This window comes from Thalassobaculum sp. OXR-137 (assembly GCF_034377285.1).
Taxonomy (GTDB): domain Bacteria; phylum Pseudomonadota; class Alphaproteobacteria; order Thalassobaculales; family Thalassobaculaceae; genus Thalassobaculum.
Genome location: NZ_CP139715.1, coordinates 2,176,932 through 2,191,737 on the forward strand (window position 1 = coordinate 2,176,932; position 14,806 = coordinate 2,191,737).

General features: G+C 67.9%; 18 protein-coding genes. 9 read left to right on the forward strand and 9 right to left on the reverse strand.

Features of this window, described 5'->3' with window-relative positions; all coding sequences use genetic code 11:
- Positions 1-89 precede the first annotated feature (89 nt).
- Complete coding sequence (locus T8K17_RS10190; RefSeq protein ID WP_322334398.1) at positions 90-1,685, forward strand: lysine--tRNA ligase; 1,596 nt, start codon at positions 90-92, stop codon at positions 1,683-1,685.
- Between the two features lie 387 nt (positions 1,686-2,072).
- Here the strand turns inward: T8K17_RS10190 and T8K17_RS10195 are convergent, their stop codons facing one another.
- From T8K17_RS10195 to T8K17_RS10205, 3 genes are read right to left on the reverse strand one after another with little or no spacing between them, the layout of a single operon-like run.
- A complete protein-coding gene (locus tag T8K17_RS10195; RefSeq protein ID WP_322334399.1) occupies positions 2,073-2,381 on the reverse strand; it encodes a hypothetical protein in 309 nt (102 codons plus the stop codon).
- Positions 2,378-3,058 (reverse strand): DUF1028 domain-containing protein, encoded by a 681-nt coding sequence (locus tag T8K17_RS10200; protein WP_322334400.1) that lies wholly within the window; start codon positions 3,056-3,058, stop codon positions 2,378-2,380. The genes T8K17_RS10195 and T8K17_RS10200 overlap by 4 nt, the downstream gene beginning before the upstream one ends.
- Before the next feature lie 52 nt (positions 3,059-3,110).
- Positions 3,111-3,968 (reverse strand): branched-chain amino acid aminotransferase, encoded by an 858-nt coding sequence (locus T8K17_RS10205; protein ID WP_322334401.1) that lies wholly within the window; start codon positions 3,966-3,968, stop codon positions 3,111-3,113.
- Positions 3,969-4,108: 140 nt separating this feature from the next.
- Here T8K17_RS10205 and T8K17_RS10210 point away from each other — a divergent pair, with 140 nt between their 5' ends.
- From T8K17_RS10210 to T8K17_RS10220, 3 genes are all read left to right on the forward strand, one after another.
- Positions 4,109-5,182 (forward strand): quinone-dependent dihydroorotate dehydrogenase, encoded by a 1,074-nt coding sequence (locus T8K17_RS10210; RefSeq protein ID WP_322334402.1) that lies wholly within the window; start codon positions 4,109-4,111, stop codon positions 5,180-5,182.
- A gap of 138 nt (positions 5,183-5,320) precedes the next feature.
- On the forward strand, positions 5,321-6,415 hold the full coding sequence (locus T8K17_RS10215; RefSeq protein WP_322334403.1) for an EAL domain-containing protein: 1,095 nt from the start codon (positions 5,321-5,323) through the stop codon (positions 6,413-6,415).
- A 25-nt stretch (positions 6,416-6,440) separates the two neighbouring features.
- Positions 6,441-7,316, forward strand: a complete 876-nt coding sequence (locus T8K17_RS10220; RefSeq protein ID WP_322334404.1) for a TIGR01459 family HAD-type hydrolase — start codon at positions 6,441-6,443, stop codon at positions 7,314-7,316.
- Between the two features lie 44 nt (positions 7,317-7,360).
- Here the strand turns inward: T8K17_RS10220 and T8K17_RS10225 are convergent, their stop codons facing one another.
- Positions 7,361-7,720 (reverse strand): ribbon-helix-helix domain-containing protein, encoded by a 360-nt coding sequence (locus T8K17_RS10225; RefSeq protein WP_322334405.1) that lies wholly within the window; start codon positions 7,718-7,720, stop codon positions 7,361-7,363.
- Between the two features lie 363 nt (positions 7,721-8,083).
- On the opposite strand from T8K17_RS10225, the gene T8K17_RS10230 reads away from it, so the two are divergent.
- From T8K17_RS10230 to upp, 3 genes are all read left to right on the forward strand, one after another.
- Positions 8,084-8,596, forward strand: a complete 513-nt coding sequence (locus T8K17_RS10230) for an Lrp/AsnC family transcriptional regulator (protein ID WP_322334406.1) — start codon at positions 8,084-8,086, stop codon at positions 8,594-8,596.
- A gap of 162 nt (positions 8,597-8,758) precedes the next feature.
- Positions 8,759-9,052 carry a 50S ribosomal protein L28 gene (rpmB, locus tag T8K17_RS10235; RefSeq protein WP_322334407.1) on the forward strand — a complete coding sequence of 98 codons (294 nt, stop codon included), beginning with the start codon at positions 8,759-8,761 and terminating at the stop codon, positions 9,050-9,052.
- Between the two features lie 154 nt (positions 9,053-9,206).
- Complete coding sequence (upp, locus tag T8K17_RS10240; protein ID WP_322334408.1) at positions 9,207-9,860, forward strand: uracil phosphoribosyltransferase; 654 nt, start codon at positions 9,207-9,209, stop codon at positions 9,858-9,860.
- 3 nt (positions 9,861-9,863) lie between these two features.
- Here the strand turns inward: upp and T8K17_RS10245 are convergent, their stop codons facing one another.
- From T8K17_RS10245 to T8K17_RS10255, 3 genes are all read right to left on the reverse strand, one after another.
- Positions 9,864-10,619 carry an SDR family NAD(P)-dependent oxidoreductase gene (locus T8K17_RS10245; protein WP_322334409.1) on the reverse strand — a complete coding sequence of 252 codons (756 nt, stop codon included), beginning with the start codon at positions 10,617-10,619 and terminating at the stop codon, positions 9,864-9,866.
- 18 nt (positions 10,620-10,637) lie between these two features.
- A complete protein-coding gene (locus tag T8K17_RS10250) occupies positions 10,638-11,420 on the reverse strand; it encodes a class III extradiol ring-cleavage dioxygenase (RefSeq protein ID WP_322334410.1) in 783 nt (260 codons plus the stop codon).
- Between the two features lie 76 nt (positions 11,421-11,496).
- Entirely contained in the window at positions 11,497-11,928 is a 432-nt protein-coding gene (locus tag T8K17_RS10255) for a DoxX family protein (RefSeq protein WP_322334411.1), read from the reverse strand.
- Between the two features lie 147 nt (positions 11,929-12,075).
- Here T8K17_RS10255 and T8K17_RS10260 point away from each other — a divergent pair, with 147 nt between their 5' ends.
- Together T8K17_RS10260 and T8K17_RS10265 are read left to right on the forward strand one after the other, a co-directional pair.
- Entirely contained in the window at positions 12,076-12,999 is a 924-nt protein-coding gene (locus T8K17_RS10260) for a LysR family transcriptional regulator (RefSeq protein ID WP_322334412.1), read from the forward strand.
- Between the two features lie 39 nt (positions 13,000-13,038).
- Entirely contained in the window at positions 13,039-13,842 is an 804-nt protein-coding gene (locus tag T8K17_RS10265) for a class II aldolase/adducin family protein (protein WP_322334413.1), read from the forward strand.
- Here T8K17_RS10265 and T8K17_RS10270 read toward each other — a convergent pair.
- Positions 13,839-14,183 (reverse strand): TfoX/Sxy family protein, encoded by a 345-nt coding sequence (locus tag T8K17_RS10270; protein WP_322334414.1) that lies wholly within the window; start codon positions 14,181-14,183, stop codon positions 13,839-13,841. The two genes, T8K17_RS10265 and T8K17_RS10270, sit on opposite strands and share 4 nt — an antisense overlap.
- 3 nt (positions 14,184-14,186) lie before the next feature.
- The gene (locus T8K17_RS10275; RefSeq protein ID WP_322334415.1) at positions 14,187-14,798 is read right to left on the reverse strand and encodes a glutathione S-transferase family protein; all 612 of its coding nucleotides are present in this window, start codon (positions 14,796-14,798) and stop codon (positions 14,187-14,189) included.
- Positions 14,799-14,806 lie beyond the last annotated feature (8 nt).

The window sequence follows — 14,806 nt, forward strand, 5'->3', positions numbered from 1 at the left end:
CTTCCCGGACACCTCTTCATTGACCCCGGCTCCCGTGCGCCGTAGCTTCCGCGCGTTTTTTCCACATCCTTCCGTGAGGAGCCGATCCAATGTCCGCCGACCCGATGCGCACACTCGCCACGAACGCCCGCGCCTGGCCGTTCGAGGAAGCGCGCAAACTGGTCGAGCGCTACAAGGACGCCCCGCCGGAAAAAGGCTACGTTCTGCTGGAGACCGGCTACGGCCCGTCCGGCCTACCGCATATCGGCACCTTCGGCGAGGTCGCCCGCACCACCATGGTGCGCCGCGCCTTCGAGATGATGAGCGACATTCCGACCAAGCTCGTCGCCTTCTCCGACGACATGGACGGCCTGCGCAAGGTGCCGACCAACATCCCCAATCAGGAGGCGATGGTCCCCTTCCTGAACATGCCGCTTACCCGGGTGCCGGATCCGTTCGGGACCCATGAGAGCTTCGGCCACCACAACAACGCCCGGCTGCGCGGCTTCCTCGACAGTTTCGGCTTCGAGTACGAGTTCTACTCGGCGACCGAGTGCTACACCTCGGGCCGCTTCGACCAAGCCCTGATGGCGGTGCTGCGGAACTACGACGCGGTCACCAACGTGGTGCTGCCGACGCTGGGTCCGGACCGGCGGGCGACCTATTCGCCGTTCCTGCCGGTCTGCCCGCGCACCGGCCATGTGCTGCAGGTGCCGATCGTCGAGCGCGACGTGGAGGCCGGCACGGTCTCCTACGACGACCCGGAGACCGGCGAGCGGATGACCGTTCCGGTCACGGGCGGACACTGCAAGCTGCAGTGGAAGTGCGACTGGGCGATGCGCTGGTACGCGCTGGGCGTCGATTACGAGATGGCCGGCAAGGACCTGATCGACTCGGTCAAGCTGTCCTCGCAGATCACCAAGATCCTCGGCCGCCCCGCGCCGGAGGGCTTCAACTACGAGCTGTTCCTCGACGCCGACGGTCAGAAGATCTCCAAGTCCAAGGGCAATGGCCTGTCGGTGGAGGAGTGGCTGACCTACGGTCCGCCGGACAGCCTCTCTCTGTACATGTACCAGCAGCCCCGCCGGGCGAAGCGTCTGTATTTCGACGTGATCCCGAAGAACGTCGACGACTATCTCACCTTCCTCTCCAAGTTCCCGGAGGAGGATGCCGAGAAGCGTCTGGAAAACCCGGTCTGGCACATCCATCACGGCCAGCCGCCGGCGCCGGAGAGCTCGGGCCTGTCCTTCTCGCTGCTGCTGAACCTGGCCAGCGTCTGTCACGCCGAGGAGAAGAGCGTGGTCTGGGGCTATGTCAGCCGCTACGCGCCGGACGCCTCGCCGGAAGCCAACCCGCTGCTCGACACCCTGGTCGGCTATGCCGTGCGCTACTACCAGGACTTCGTGCGGCCGGAGAAGCAGTACCGGGCCCCGACCGATGTCGAGCGGGCGGCGCTTGAGGATCTGAAGTCCGTGCTGGAGGGCATGGCGCCCGGAGCATCGGCGGAGGATCTGCAGACCGAGGTCTACGAGGTCGGCAAGCGCCATGCCTTCGAGAACCTGCGCGACTGGTTCAAGGCGCTGTACGAGACCCTGCTCGGCCAGTCCCAGGGCCCGCGCTTCGGCTCCTTCATCGCGCTCTACGGCGTGGCGGAGACCGTGGCGCTGATCGACAAGGCGCTGAAGGGCGAGGACATGGCGGCGTAAGGCGGTCGGTCGTCATGTGCACTTCACCTTCACCCGCGCGCACTCCCCGGATTTATTCCGGGGCAACGCCGGGAGCGGGCGCGCGCCCTGAGACGTAGGGGCCCGGCCCAAGGTCGGAGAGTGGCGAGGGGTGAACGGCCCAGTTGGACAACCCTTCGACAAGTCGCCCTGCGGGCTCCTGCTCAGGGCGAGGTCGTAAATATCAGCATCGTCATCCCGAACTTGTTTCGGGACCTAAATCCGGCCGACCGCCGTGAGGTCCCGAAACAAGTTCGGGATGACGGATCAGGAAAGGTGAGGGGTTTCAAATGCGACCTCACCCAATGCGACCGCGCCCTGAGCAGACCCGGTCGTGGCCGGGGCGTGTCGAAGGGCTCAACGCTCACCCTACCAGCAGCGCGAATCCTGCGTCGTCTGTCCCTGCGGGCAGAGGATCGGCTTGCTGCGGTCGATCTTGTTGTCGACCGAGCGCTTCTTGATGCCCTCGTCGATGCAGCGGGTCAGGCCGCGGCGCACCGCCTCGTTCTCCCAGGCTTCGGGCAGGCGGCCCTTGTAGGCGAAGGTCGAGAGATAGCCGCAGACCTCGTCGTCGGTCATCGCCGCGATCTCGTCCTGGGGCATCTGGCGGGCCTTCTCGAGGCCGCCGCAGGCGGTCAGCGCGAGCAGGGCGACGGAGAGGATGAGGGGGCGGATCATGCGTGGCCTTCCAGGCTGCGGGTGTCGGGGGCGGCGGCCGGGTCCACGGCGCGCAGCAGATAGCCGTCCATGATCTCCCGCCAGCGCTCCCACGTGCGGCGCAGGTCGGCGATCGGAGTCGGCGAGTTGTCGATGCGCAGATCGACGATAGGGAAGGTATAGGCGGGATCGCAGACGACAAGGGCGGCCGATTGCAGCGGGTCGAGCTCGCCGCCTTCCGCCTCGCCGCCTTCCAGCCCCTGGATCAGCCGGTCGGCCAGCTCCGCCATGGGGTCGGTCTCGAACCCGGCGGCGATGCCGGCCAGCACCGCCTCGCTCTTCACCCAGTTGCCAATGACGAAGCCGTCGGCGAGCACCAGACCGTCGGCCGGCCGCGCACAGCTCTCGCCGGTGAAGACGGCGGTGTCTCCGTCGGCGGTCAGCACGCCGAGCTGGCGCCAGGCGCTGTGCGGGGTGGAGGCGACGATGGACGCCACCGTCTCCTCCGCGGTCCGGCCGGCCCGCAGCAGGTCGAGGCCGAGCGGCCCCAGGCGCGGATCGGTGCGCGCCTGGGTGACCACGAGGCCGAGGCCCGGAACGGCGTGCGGGCAGCGTCCGCCCGCACCGATGGAGGAGGTGGACAGCGCGGTGCCGAACTGTCCGGTGCGGCGGCAGACTCCGCCAACGGTGAAGGTCATCGTGGTTCCCTGATCAGACCTGACGCCCCAGCGTCGATGTTAGGCGTCGATGTTAGGCGTCGCCATGGGCATAGGCCCAGTACAGCTCGCGCGCCTTGGCGGTGATCGGTCCCGGCTGAAGCTGCCGGTCGACGATCTTGGTGATCGACATCACCTTGCCGTGGTTGCCGCAGGAGAAGATCTCGTCGGCTTCCATCAGTTCGCCGGTCGTCACCACCCGCTCGTGGACCTTCACGCCTGCCTTGGTCAGCAGCTTGATGACGCGCTGGCGGGTGATGCCGTTCAGGAAGGTTCCGTTCGGGATCGGCGTGTGGACCTCGCCGTCCTTGGCGTAGAACAGGTTGGCGGTTGCCAGCTCGGCGACGTTGCCGATCGGGTCGAGCACGACGCAGTTGTCGTAGCCGGCCTCGTGGGCGAGCTTCAGGGCGCGGCCGGCATTGGCGTAGAGGCAGGCGGCCTTGGCGTCGGTCGGCGCCGCGGTCGGCATCGGCCGGATCTTGTCGGAGATGTTCACGCTGAAACCGGTGTCCTGCGGCAGCGGGCTCTCGTAGATCGTCAGCATGAAGCGGGTGGTGTTGGGATCGGGATAGATCCAGCCGCCATCGGCCCAGAACATAGGCTTGATGTAGAGCGCGGTGCTGCCGTCGAACTTGGACACGCCTTCCTTGACCAGCTCGACGATCTCCTCCGGACGGATCTTCGGCTCCAGCAGCATGTTGCGGGCGCTGCGGCAGGCGCGCTCGCAGTGCTGGTCCAGGTCCGGCATGGTGCCTTCGAACCAGCGGGCGCCGTCGAAGATCAGCGAGCCGAGCCAGGTGGACTGGGTCATCGGACCCATGACCATGGGGTTGCCCTCGTGCCAGCTCTGGTCCTGGTCCACGTAGGTAAAGGCCTTGGGAGGCGTGGCCATCGGAAGCTCCGTCGATGATGTCTTTGATTGAGCCGACCTTAGCCCGCCGGATGCGGGCTTGCCAACGCGCCACCGTCATCTGCGCGGTTTCGTATTCGAAAGCTTGTGAGCGCTCGGAGCACCGACTACCGTCTCGCGCCATGTCGATATTCGATCTCGCCCTTCCGTTCCTGCGCCGCCTCGATCCGGAAACCGCCCACCGTGCCACCGTGCGCGCGCTGGCCGCGGGTGTCGGCCCCGTGGACCGCTCCGCCCCGCCCGCCGGTCTGTCCCAGCGGCTGATGGGGCTCGATTTCCCGCATCCGGTCTGCCTCGCCGCCGGCTTCGACAAGAGTGCGGAGTGCTGGCACGCCCTGCTCAACATGGGGGTCGGCGCGGTGGAGGTCGGCACCATCACCCCGCGGCCCCAGGCCGGCAATCCGCGTCCCCGGCTGTTCCGCCTGCCGGAGGACTCGGCGGTGATCAACCGCAACGGCTTCAACAATGACGGCCTGGACGCCGCCGCCGGCCGGCTGGCGCGCCATGCCCGCCATGCCGGGATCCTCGGCATCAATGTCGGCGCCAACAAGGACACGCCGGATCCGGTGGACGACTACGATTACGGCGTGCGGATGCTGGCGCCGCTGGCCGATTACCTGACCATCAACGTCTCGTCGCCGAACACCCCCGGCCTGCGCGACCTGCAGGGGGAGGGGGCGCTGGGCCGCCTGCTCGACACGGTGATGGAGGCGCGGTCGACCGCCTGCGGTCCGCACGGCCCGCCGGTCCTGCTGAAGATCGCGCCGGACCTGGCCGAGGGGCAGCTGGAGGCCATCGTCGAGACCGCCGTGCGCGCCGGCGTGGCCGGCCTGATCATCTCCAACACGACGATCGCCCGTCCCGAGTCGCTACGGTCGGCGGCGCGGGGCGAGACCGGCGGGCTGTCCGGCCGGCCGTTGTTCGGCCCCTCGACCCGGGTGCTGGCGCGGGCCCGGCTTCTGGCCGGGGACCGGCTGGTTCTGGTCGGCGTCGGCGGGGTGGAGAGCGGCGAGACCGCCTATGCCAAGATCCGGGCCGGCGCCTCGCTCGTGCAGCTCTACTCGGCTCTGGTGTATAACGGTCCGGGGTTGTTCCGGCGCATCCGGGACGATCTGGCCGTCCGCATGGCGGCCGAGGGATACGCATCCATCGGCGAGGCGGTCGGGGTCGATGCGGCCGCTCTGGCCGAGGGCTGAGGACGACGCGCGCAGCGCTAGCCGAGGGAGCGGAGCATTTTCGGTCACATCCTGATCGCCCTGGTCTATCTCGGTGCCGCGGTTGCCGCCGCCTGGGCGGCCGAGACCTATCTGCTCGCGTCCGGACCGGTGGTCTTCGTGCTGCTGGCCGGCATCTTCATTTCCTGGCACATCGCGATCGCCGGACGCCGGGCCGCCGGCCGGGCCGAACGGCGCCTGCGCGAGGTGGTGCGCCGGGTCGCCGTCCTCCAGGAGGAGGCGGAACTCGCCCGCGCCGAGGTCGATACTCTGCGCAACCGGCTGGACGACATGCCGGACGCCGAGCGGCTTTCCGGTGAGCTCAAGGTGCTCCAGGGACTGCTGAAACAGCTCGCCACGCGCAAGGAGCAGCCGGCCGATGCCACCGGCGCCATCGCCGCCAAAGGCAAGGCCGACACGGTCGTCGCCGTGCCGACGGGCCCGCGGGGCGCTCAGGTCGTCATGATGGAGAGCGAAGAGCTGCTCGGCGCCATCGAACAGGCGCTGCGGGACGAGGCGGTCGAGCTGTACCTGCAGCCGGTGGTCAGCCTGCCCCAGCGCAAGCGGCGGTTCTACGAGTGCTTCTCGCGCATCGTGCTGCCGAACGGCTCGGTCATCACCCCGGAGCAGTACATCCCGGTGGCCGAACAGGCCGGTCTGGTGGCGGCGATCGACAACCTGCTGCTGGTGCGCTGTGTCCAGCTCGTGCGGCGCGCGCGGCGCGATCACCTGGATGTCGGCTTCTTCTGCAACATCTCCAACGCCTCGCTGACCGACGTCGATTTCTTCCAGGACTTCATCACCTTCATGGCGGAAAACCGGCAGCTCGCCGAGACCCTGGTCTTCGAGTTCGACAATGCCAGCATCGCCGCCGGGGACTACATCACCCGGATGAACCTGCAGCGCCTGCGCGGAGTCGGCTACCGGTTCTCCCTCGATCAGGTCCACGATCTGGACCTCGACCTCGAGGAGCTGTCGCGCCAGGGCTTCCGCTACGTGAAGGTAAACGCCCATCTGCTGCACGAGATGGCGCGCGGCGACGACCCGGTGCTTGACATGCGCTCGTTCAAGGGCGCCCTCGACCGCCACGCGATGGATCTCATCGTGGAGAAGATCGAAAGCGAGGACATGCTGCTCGACCTGCTGGAGTTGAAAGTCGATTTCGGGCAGGGATACCTCTTCGGCGAGCCCCGCCCGCTCGTCGACAAGCAATAGCGAACCTAAGCAAGAGAGTGCCCCGATGACCCAGAACGCGGCCGAGATCCTGGTCGACGGCGTGTCCGCCCTGGCCGACCGATATGACGGCTGGATCTTCGATGTTTGGGGAACGATCTACGACGGCGGTGCCGTGTTCCCCGGGGCGCGCGACGTGCTGGAGAATCTGGCGGCGCGCGGCGTGCCGGTGGCGGTGATGTCGAACTCGCCGCGCCTCACCTCGGTGGTGGAGGAGCGGCTGACCGGTCTCGGCGTGGCGCGGGACCTCTACAAGGTGGTCATCACCTCCGGCGGCGAGGCCCGGCGCTATCTGACCGAGGGGCTGGACGACTTCCATGCCGGCCTAGGCGACCGGGTCTACACCTTCGCGGCAGCGCGGTTCGGGGACATCCTGCCCGGCACCCGCTTCACCCTGGTGGAGCGGCTGGCCGACGCGGACTGGATCCTGAACGCCGGACCGGCCGGCGAGTTCGATCAGGTCGAGCTGTACGAGGAGCGTCTGGCGGAGGCGGCCGGGCTCGGCCTGCCGATGATCTGCGCCAACCCGGACCTGGCGGTCTTCGACCAGGGCCGGCTGAAGATGCACGCGGGCTCCATGGCCGCCCGCTACGAGGCGCTGGGCGGCAGCGTCCACTACCACGGAAAGCCGCATGCGCCGGTGTTCCTGCGCGCCGCCGAGCTGCTGGGCGCGCCGGGCGGCCGGCTGATCATGGTCGGTGACAACCGGAACACGGACATTGCCGGGGCCGAGGCGGCCGGCATGGGCTCGCTGCTGCTGGCCGACGGCATCCATCACGAGCGGCTGCTGCGCGACGGCGATCTGGACCGCGCCGGGCTGGCGGCGTTCCTGGCGGAGCCGGGGGCCGCGCCCACCCACGTGGCGGCCCGCCTCTCCTGGTAGCGCGAGGGCCGCCAGGGAGGACGGAGCCGGACGCGCAGCCGCGGTCACGCCTTGCCGGCGGCGCTCTTCTGTTCGGCGTGGAAGCGTTCCATCGCGGCATCCAGCAGGCCGGGGAAGGCCGCCTGGGGACGCTCGGCCAGACCCGGCTGGCCGCCGGACGGCGATTCGAGGTTTTCGGCGGCGTGGCGGAAATAGGTCAGCAGAAACACCCGCAGCGCCGAGGACATGGAGGAATCTACCCTCCGGATCTCGACGGCCGTGCACAATTCGTCCAGGCCGACCTCTTCCCGTCGGCAAATCTCGGTGAGCCCGTCCCACACCTGCTCTTCCAGGCTGACGCTCGTCCGCCGGGAGCCCAGGGTGACGTTTCTGCGTTGCCGGTTCCGGCTCAACTCCTTCGTCACGTCCGCTGTCTCTTTGCTAATCTCGGGAAGTGCTGGCAGACGGAAATGACCGCCAGCGGATCGACTGCATACGCCGTGTCATACCGACACGACACATACGAATATGCACACTACCGCATGCAAGTTGCACACGATTGCATGATGCCACCAGGGGTGCAACACGCTTTTTGAAATACGCGCCATGGGGGTTTCCTGCCGAAAATCCCCGATCCGACGGGCGTTTGCGGGCGGCGCCCGCGCTTGCCGCGTGCCGGAGATTGTCGTATCTTCGCAACAAATTGAAATTCATCAAAAACTTGCTGAATTTCTCGTGTCGGATGCCGACACATCTCCGCCGACAAGACAAAACAGTGAGAAACGCTGATGGCCGGTGACGTTGATGCCCAATTGGACAAGGTAGGGTGGCAGCTTCTGCGCGTTCTGCAGGAGGATGCACGCCTGTCGTATAGCGAGCTTGGCCGACGGGTAGGCTTGTCGTCTCCCGCCATCGCCGAGCGGGTTCGGCGGATGGAGGATACCGGGGTCATCACCGGCTACCGGGCCATGGTCGACGCCTCCAAGCTCGGCTATCCCACCACGGCCTTCGTCCACCTGAAGACCATCGGCGAGAATCACGGCCGTATCGCCACGGTGGCGCATACGCTCTCCGAAGTGCAGGAGTGCCACCACATCACCGGGCAGGACAGTTACATGATCAAGGTCATCGTCTCCTCGATGACCCACCTGGAGCATGTGATCGCCCAGCTTCGGACCTACGGCGAGACCACGACCTCCATCGTGCTGTCTTCGCCGGTGAAGTCGAAGATGGTGCTGGCCGGACCGAGCGTGCGCACCGGCCCGATGCTGCCGCCGATGGCTTACGAAGAAACCGCCTGAAACCGGGCCGGAGGGGAGTCTCGGCGCTTGACGCCTCTGCCGGCCTCACGTATATCCCGCGCCTCGCGTCGCCTTACGTCCGGCGACGCCGCTGTTTTATGTAGGCCGATCGCCGCAGGGTAATGCCGGGGCGGGGCCAGGAAAGAAGTCGAGGAACGAGTCATGGCCCGTCGCTGCGATCTTACTGGCAAGGGTGTGCTGACCGGAAACAATGTCAGCCACGCGAACAACCGCACCCGTCGCCGGTTTCTGCCGAACCTTCAGGACACCTCGCTGCTGTCCGACGCGCTGGGCCAGATGGTCCGCCTGCGCCTGTCGACCGGTGCCCTGCGCACCGTCGAGCATCGCGGCGGCCTGGACGCCTTCCTGAAGACCGCCCGGGCGTCCGAGCTGTCGCAGGAGGCGCGTCGCCTGAAGAAGCGGATCCTCGCCGCCGAGGCGAAGACCGCCGCCTGATCTTTTCTGGGGTGTCCCAGTCGCCTACCGCGCCCGCCTGAAAAGGCGGGCGTTTTCGTGTGCGGTCGCCTAATCGGACCTCGGCAGTTATGCTCCCGATCCGCGCCGCCCGATGCACCGCCCCGATGGAACTGCCGAGCCGAGAGTCCGTGCCATGAAGACCGATCCCGCCTTCCCGAACCTGTTCGTCGTCGACCACCCGCTGGTGCAGCACAAGCTGACCATCATGCGCGAGAAGGAGACGTCCACCTCCAAGTTCCGGGTGCTGCTGAAGGAAATCGCCCTGTTCCTCGGCTACGAGGTCACGCGCACGCTGGAATCGACAACCCGCGAGATCGAGACGCCGGTGGCGACCATGCAGGCGCCGACTCTGGCCGAGCCGCGGCTGGTGATGGTCGGCGTGCTGCGCGCCGGCCTCGGCATGGTGGACGGGCTGCGTGAACTGATCCCGACCGCCTATGAGGGCCATGTCGGCCTGTACCGCGACCACGAGACCCACGAGCCGGTGGAATATCTGGTGAAGCTGCCGGCGGCCGAGGAGCGGGTCTTCGTGCTGGTCGACCCGATGCTGGCGACCGGTAATTCCGCGAGCCACGCTGCCGACGTGCTGAACAAGCACGGGGTGCCGGACAGCCGGATCCGCTTCATGGCCCTGGTCGCCGCGCCGGAGGGCGTGCGCCGGTTCCACCAGGATCACCCCGATGTGCCGATTTATGTGGCCGCCCTGGACGAGAAGCTGAACGAGAAGGCCTATATCGTGCCGGGCCTGGGCGATGCCGGCGACCGGCTGTTCGGCACGACCGAATAGAGGTCAGACCAGCCCGCCGTTCACGTGGATGCATTGGCCGGTGACGTAGCCCGCCTCCGGCGACAGCAGGAAGACGATCACCGCCGCCACCTCGTCGGGCGACCCGAGCCGTCCCATGGGGATCTGGGCGGTGACCTGGGCCGCCTTGTCGACCGTGACCGCCCGGCTGGTGCCGGGATCCTTCTGGATGAAACCCGGCACGACGGCGTTGGCCGTCACCCCGTCCGCCGCCAGCTCGAAGGCGAGGGAGCGGACATGGGTTTCCAGCGCCGCCTTGGCGGCCGCGGTCCCCGGGAAGGTCATCACCCCGGGCCGGTAGACATGCGGGCCGAAGGCGGAGACCGCGACCACCCGGCCGCAGGCGCTGGCCTTCAGATGCGGGGCCGCCGCCTGGGCCATCAGGGCGAAGCCGCGGGCGATGGCGTCGACCGGCGCCTCCAGATGCTCCATCGTCGACTCAAGCAGCGGGACATTGCGGGCCCAGCCGGCATTGGCCACCAGGGCGTCCAGCCCGCCGAAGGCCTCCGCCGTCCGGCCGACCAGCGCCCCGGGAAGCGCTGCGTCGGCCAGATCGCCGAGCATGGTTTCCACCACCGATCCCTTGTCCCGAAGTTCCCCGGCCACCGCCTCGAGCCGGTCGGCATTGCCGCGGGTGTGCAGCAGCAGCGCCGTTCCCGGGCCGGCCAGCCGCCGCGCGGTAGCGGCGCCGATTCCGGAGGCTGCACCGGTGATGAGGACGCGACGGGTGATCTCGGTCATCGGGGTCGGTTCCTTTCGTCAGCCGAAAGCGTAGGCATCCATGGCCAGGACGGTGAAGGCGGTGCTGGCATGCAGCCGCCGGCCCTTACCGGTACCACCCGCACCGAGTGCTGCGAAGAGGGGCAGGAAGTGCTCGTCCGTCGGGTGGTTGCGCACGGCGTCCGGCGCCCGGTCGCGGTAATGCACCAGGTCGTCGGTACGGCCCTCCGCGATGGCGGCCGCCGTCCAGTCGACGAAGCGGGTGACCCAGTCGGGGGCGTCCAGCTCGGCCCAGCCGCCCCGTCGGATCTCGCCCAGGTTATGGGTGAAGGCGCCGGATCCCAGGATCAGCACGCCGTCCTCCCGCAAGGGCGCCAGGGCGGCGCCGAGGCGGCGGTGATGCTCCGGCCCGGCCTCGGAATCGATGGAGACGGCCACGACCGGGATATCGGCGTCGGGATACATCAGGATCAGCGGCACCCAGGTGCCGTGGTCGAAGCCCCAGCTCTCGTCGCCCTCGGCCTCCAATCCGGCCCAGTGCAGCCGGGCGAGGATGTCGGTGGCCAGGGCCGGGTCGCCGGGGGCGTCGTAGCGCATGTCGTACAGCGGCTTCGGAAAGCCGTAGAAGTCGTGGATCGTCCGCGGCCGGGCGGCGGTGTTCACGCGCACGCCGCGGGCGTCGTAATGGGCGCTGACGACCACGATGGCGCGCGGGCGCGGCAGCTCGGCGCCGAGGCCGCGCAGGAAGTCCCGGGCCGGAACGTCGTCCAGGACGAGGGTCGGGGATCCGTGGCTGACGAAGATCGCGGGAAGCGGTGACATGAGGTTCTCTCCTAAACAAAAGGGGCCCGGCCGTCGAGCAGCCGAGCCCCTGTCGGGTAAACGGTGAGGGGACCGGTCAGGCGGCGTTGGTGCCGAGGATCGCCGGGCGCGGCAGCTTCACCGCATAGGCGCCGTCGCCGAGACCGGCCTGCACGAACAGCAGGGCGAGCCACATGGCCGGGAACTCCCAGCCGCCGCCTTCGGCGGTGAACAGCCAGCCGTTGCCGGTGTGCTGCAGCAGGGCGCCGATCATCACCGGGACCAGCAGGAGCGAAATCAGCCGGGTGTAGGCGCCGGCGATCAGGGCGACACCGCCGCCGACCTCGGCCAGGATGACCAGATAGGCGAAGAAGCCCGGAAAGCCGATGCTCTCGAAATAGCCGACGGTGCCGGGAATGGTGAAGACGAAGACCTTCAGGCCGGCATGGGCCAGGAAGGCGATGCCGAGAGTGACGCGCAGGAGCAGGGCGGCATAGGGCGCCGTGCGGGTGTCGATCGTATCGTACATGGTGTTCTCCATCGCTGATGTATCGGCCCCGGGTGTTGGGGTCGTGGGGCGGCGGGCCCCCTCCGTGTTTCATGCGACAGAGATACGATGGTTAACGGCGAAAATAATGGGTGCAGTTTGAAAATGATTGTCTCACTGTAATTGACAATGGACCGGTTCGCGCTCCTCTCCACTTTCATTGCCGTCGCTGAGGCCGAGAGCTTCTCCGAGGCGGCGGACAGGCTCGACCTGTCGCGGGCGATGGCCAGCAAGCACGTTCAGGCGCTGGAGGACAGGCTCGGCGTGAAGCTGCTGGAGCGTACCACCCGGCGGGTGCGGCTGACCGATGCCGGCCGACGCTACCTGGAACGGGCCCGGCGCCTGCTGCACGATTTCGAAGTGGCGGAAACGGAGGCGCGGGGCGAGCGGCTGGCCCCGGCAGGGCTGCTGCGGATCAACGGGCCGGTCTCCTTCTCCCGCAGCCATCTGGCCGCCACCATCGCTCCGTTCCTGCGGCGCTATCCGGACCTGTCCGTGGACCTGACGGTGAACGACCGGGTGGTGGACCTGTTGGAGGAGGGGTACGACGTCGCCGTGCGGATCGGCCGGCTGACCGATTCCACCCTGGTCGCCCGGCGGCTGGCGCCGGTCGGCCTGCATCTGGCCGCATCTCCGGAGTATCTGGCGCAGCGTGGCGTGCCGGGGCATCCCGCCGACCTGGTCGATCATGCCTGCCTGGCCTACGCCTATTCGGCGGAGGGGGCGTCCTGGCGGTTCAGCAATCCCGCCGGCGAGGACGCCACCGTCCGGCCGCGCGGCCCGATGTCGGCCAATAACGGCGATGTGCTGACCGAGGCGGCGGTGGCCGGGGCCGGCATCGTGCTGCAACCGGATTTCGTCCTCGCTCCGCATTTCGCCGACGGCTCCCTGGTGCCGCTCCTCACCAACTGGCGCTCGCCGGACATCGCCGTCCATGCGGTGCATCACCAGAGCCGGCACGTGTCGGCCAAGATCCGGGTGTTCATCGACTTTCTGGCGGACGTCTGGCGGGTGCCGCCGTGGCGGATCGACGGCGCTCAGCCCCCTCGGTAGACTGGGCGGAACAGCAAGAACCGATCCGGGAGGCCCGCCATGTCCGTCACCGCCCTGTCCGCCCAATCTCTTTCAGCCGACCGCCGTCGCGGCGCCGTCTCCGAGGAGGAGTGGAAGCTGCGGGTCGACCTCGCCTGCTGCTACCGGCTGGTCGAGCATTTCGACATGGCCGATCTCGTCTTCAATCACATCACCGCCAAGCTGCCCTACAAGGTCGATGGCAAGGAAGTGTTCCTGATCAACGGGTTCGGGCGGCACTACACCGAGATCACCGCCTCCAACCTCTTGCGGGTCGATATCGACGGCACGCCCCTGGACGAGGACGAGTACCCGGTGAACGGCCCCGGCTATGTGATCCATTCGGCCGTACATGGGGCGCGGCCCGACGTGCGCTGCATCATCCACACCCACAGCCGGGCCGGCTGCGCGGTGGCGGCCACCCAGGAGGGCCTGATCCCGCTGGATCAGCAGTCGCTGCAGTTCCACGATCGGATCGCCTATCACGAGCTCGAGGGCATGGCGACGGACCTGAACGAGCGGGAGAGGCTGGTCGCCGATCTCGGCGACAAGAACGCGATGATCCTGCGCAATCACGGCCTGCTGACCTGCGGCCGCACGGTGCCCGAGGCGTTCCGGCGAATCTATTACCTGGAGCGGGCCTGCCGGCTGCAGATGGAGGTGATGGCGTCCGGCATGAAGCCGGCGCGTCCGTCGGCCCATGTTGCCGAGCACACGGCCCGGCAATGGGAGACGGGGGCGGCCAATATTGGCACGGTCGATCCGATCGAATGGCCGGCCCTGGTCCGGATGATGGAGCGCAAGGACCCCGGCTTCGCCGATTAGCGCTTAGCCGGCAGCGCCCAGACATAGTCCATCGCGAGGTCCACCCAGTCCCGTAGGGCGTCGGCATCGCAGGCCTCCGCCTCGACGAAGACCAAACCGCGCATGGTCCGGGTGCCGAGTTCCGCCGGCCGTGCGCCGGGCCGGGACAGCGCCTCTTCGGCACCGTCCGGTCCGACCCGGAACAGGAAGCGGCGCTCTCCGGTCTTCGCCCGGTCGGCGCCGCCCAGCATGTTGCCGTGATGGAAGAAGCAGGTCGCTCCCATCATCGGCTTTTCGGAAATGCAGGGAATGCCGTCGAGCGCGGCACGGAACCTGCCGTTGAGTTCGGGATCGACGGCCATGGATCAGCGCTTCCAGCTCGGCCGGGCGCGCAGGGCCGCTTCCCAGCGCTTCACATTCGGCAGGTCCTCGGGGACCGGATGCTTGAAGAAGTCGCAGAGGTGCAGGGTCGCCATGCCGGTGATGTCGGCGATGGAGAACCGGTCGTTGCACACATAGGTGCGGCCGTCCGACAGCTCCGCATCCAGCCACGCCCACCGCTTCGGCATCAGCCGGACCTGGGTCTCGGCATAGGCCGGCACCTGTTCGACCTTGTCGACGAAGAACTTCTCGGTGTGCAGTCCGTACTGGGCGATAGGGCCGAGGATCTGCTGCTCCATGCGCCGGCTCCACATCTCCACCTGGGCCGCTTCCACCGGCGTGGCGCCCATCAGCGACGGTTCCGGCTGGAGCTCCTCGAAATACCGGCAGATGGCCACGCTCTCGGTGATCAGGGTGCCGTCATCCAGTTCCAGCACCGGGATCTCGCCCAGAGAGTTCTTCTTCAGAAACGCCGGGGTCCGGGTCTCCGCCACCATGATGTCCACCGGCTCGATCGGCACCTCGATCCCCTTTTCCGCCAGGAACACGAGGGTACGCAGCGCGTTCGGAGCCATCGGATGCGAGTACAGCTTCATGGGAAGCC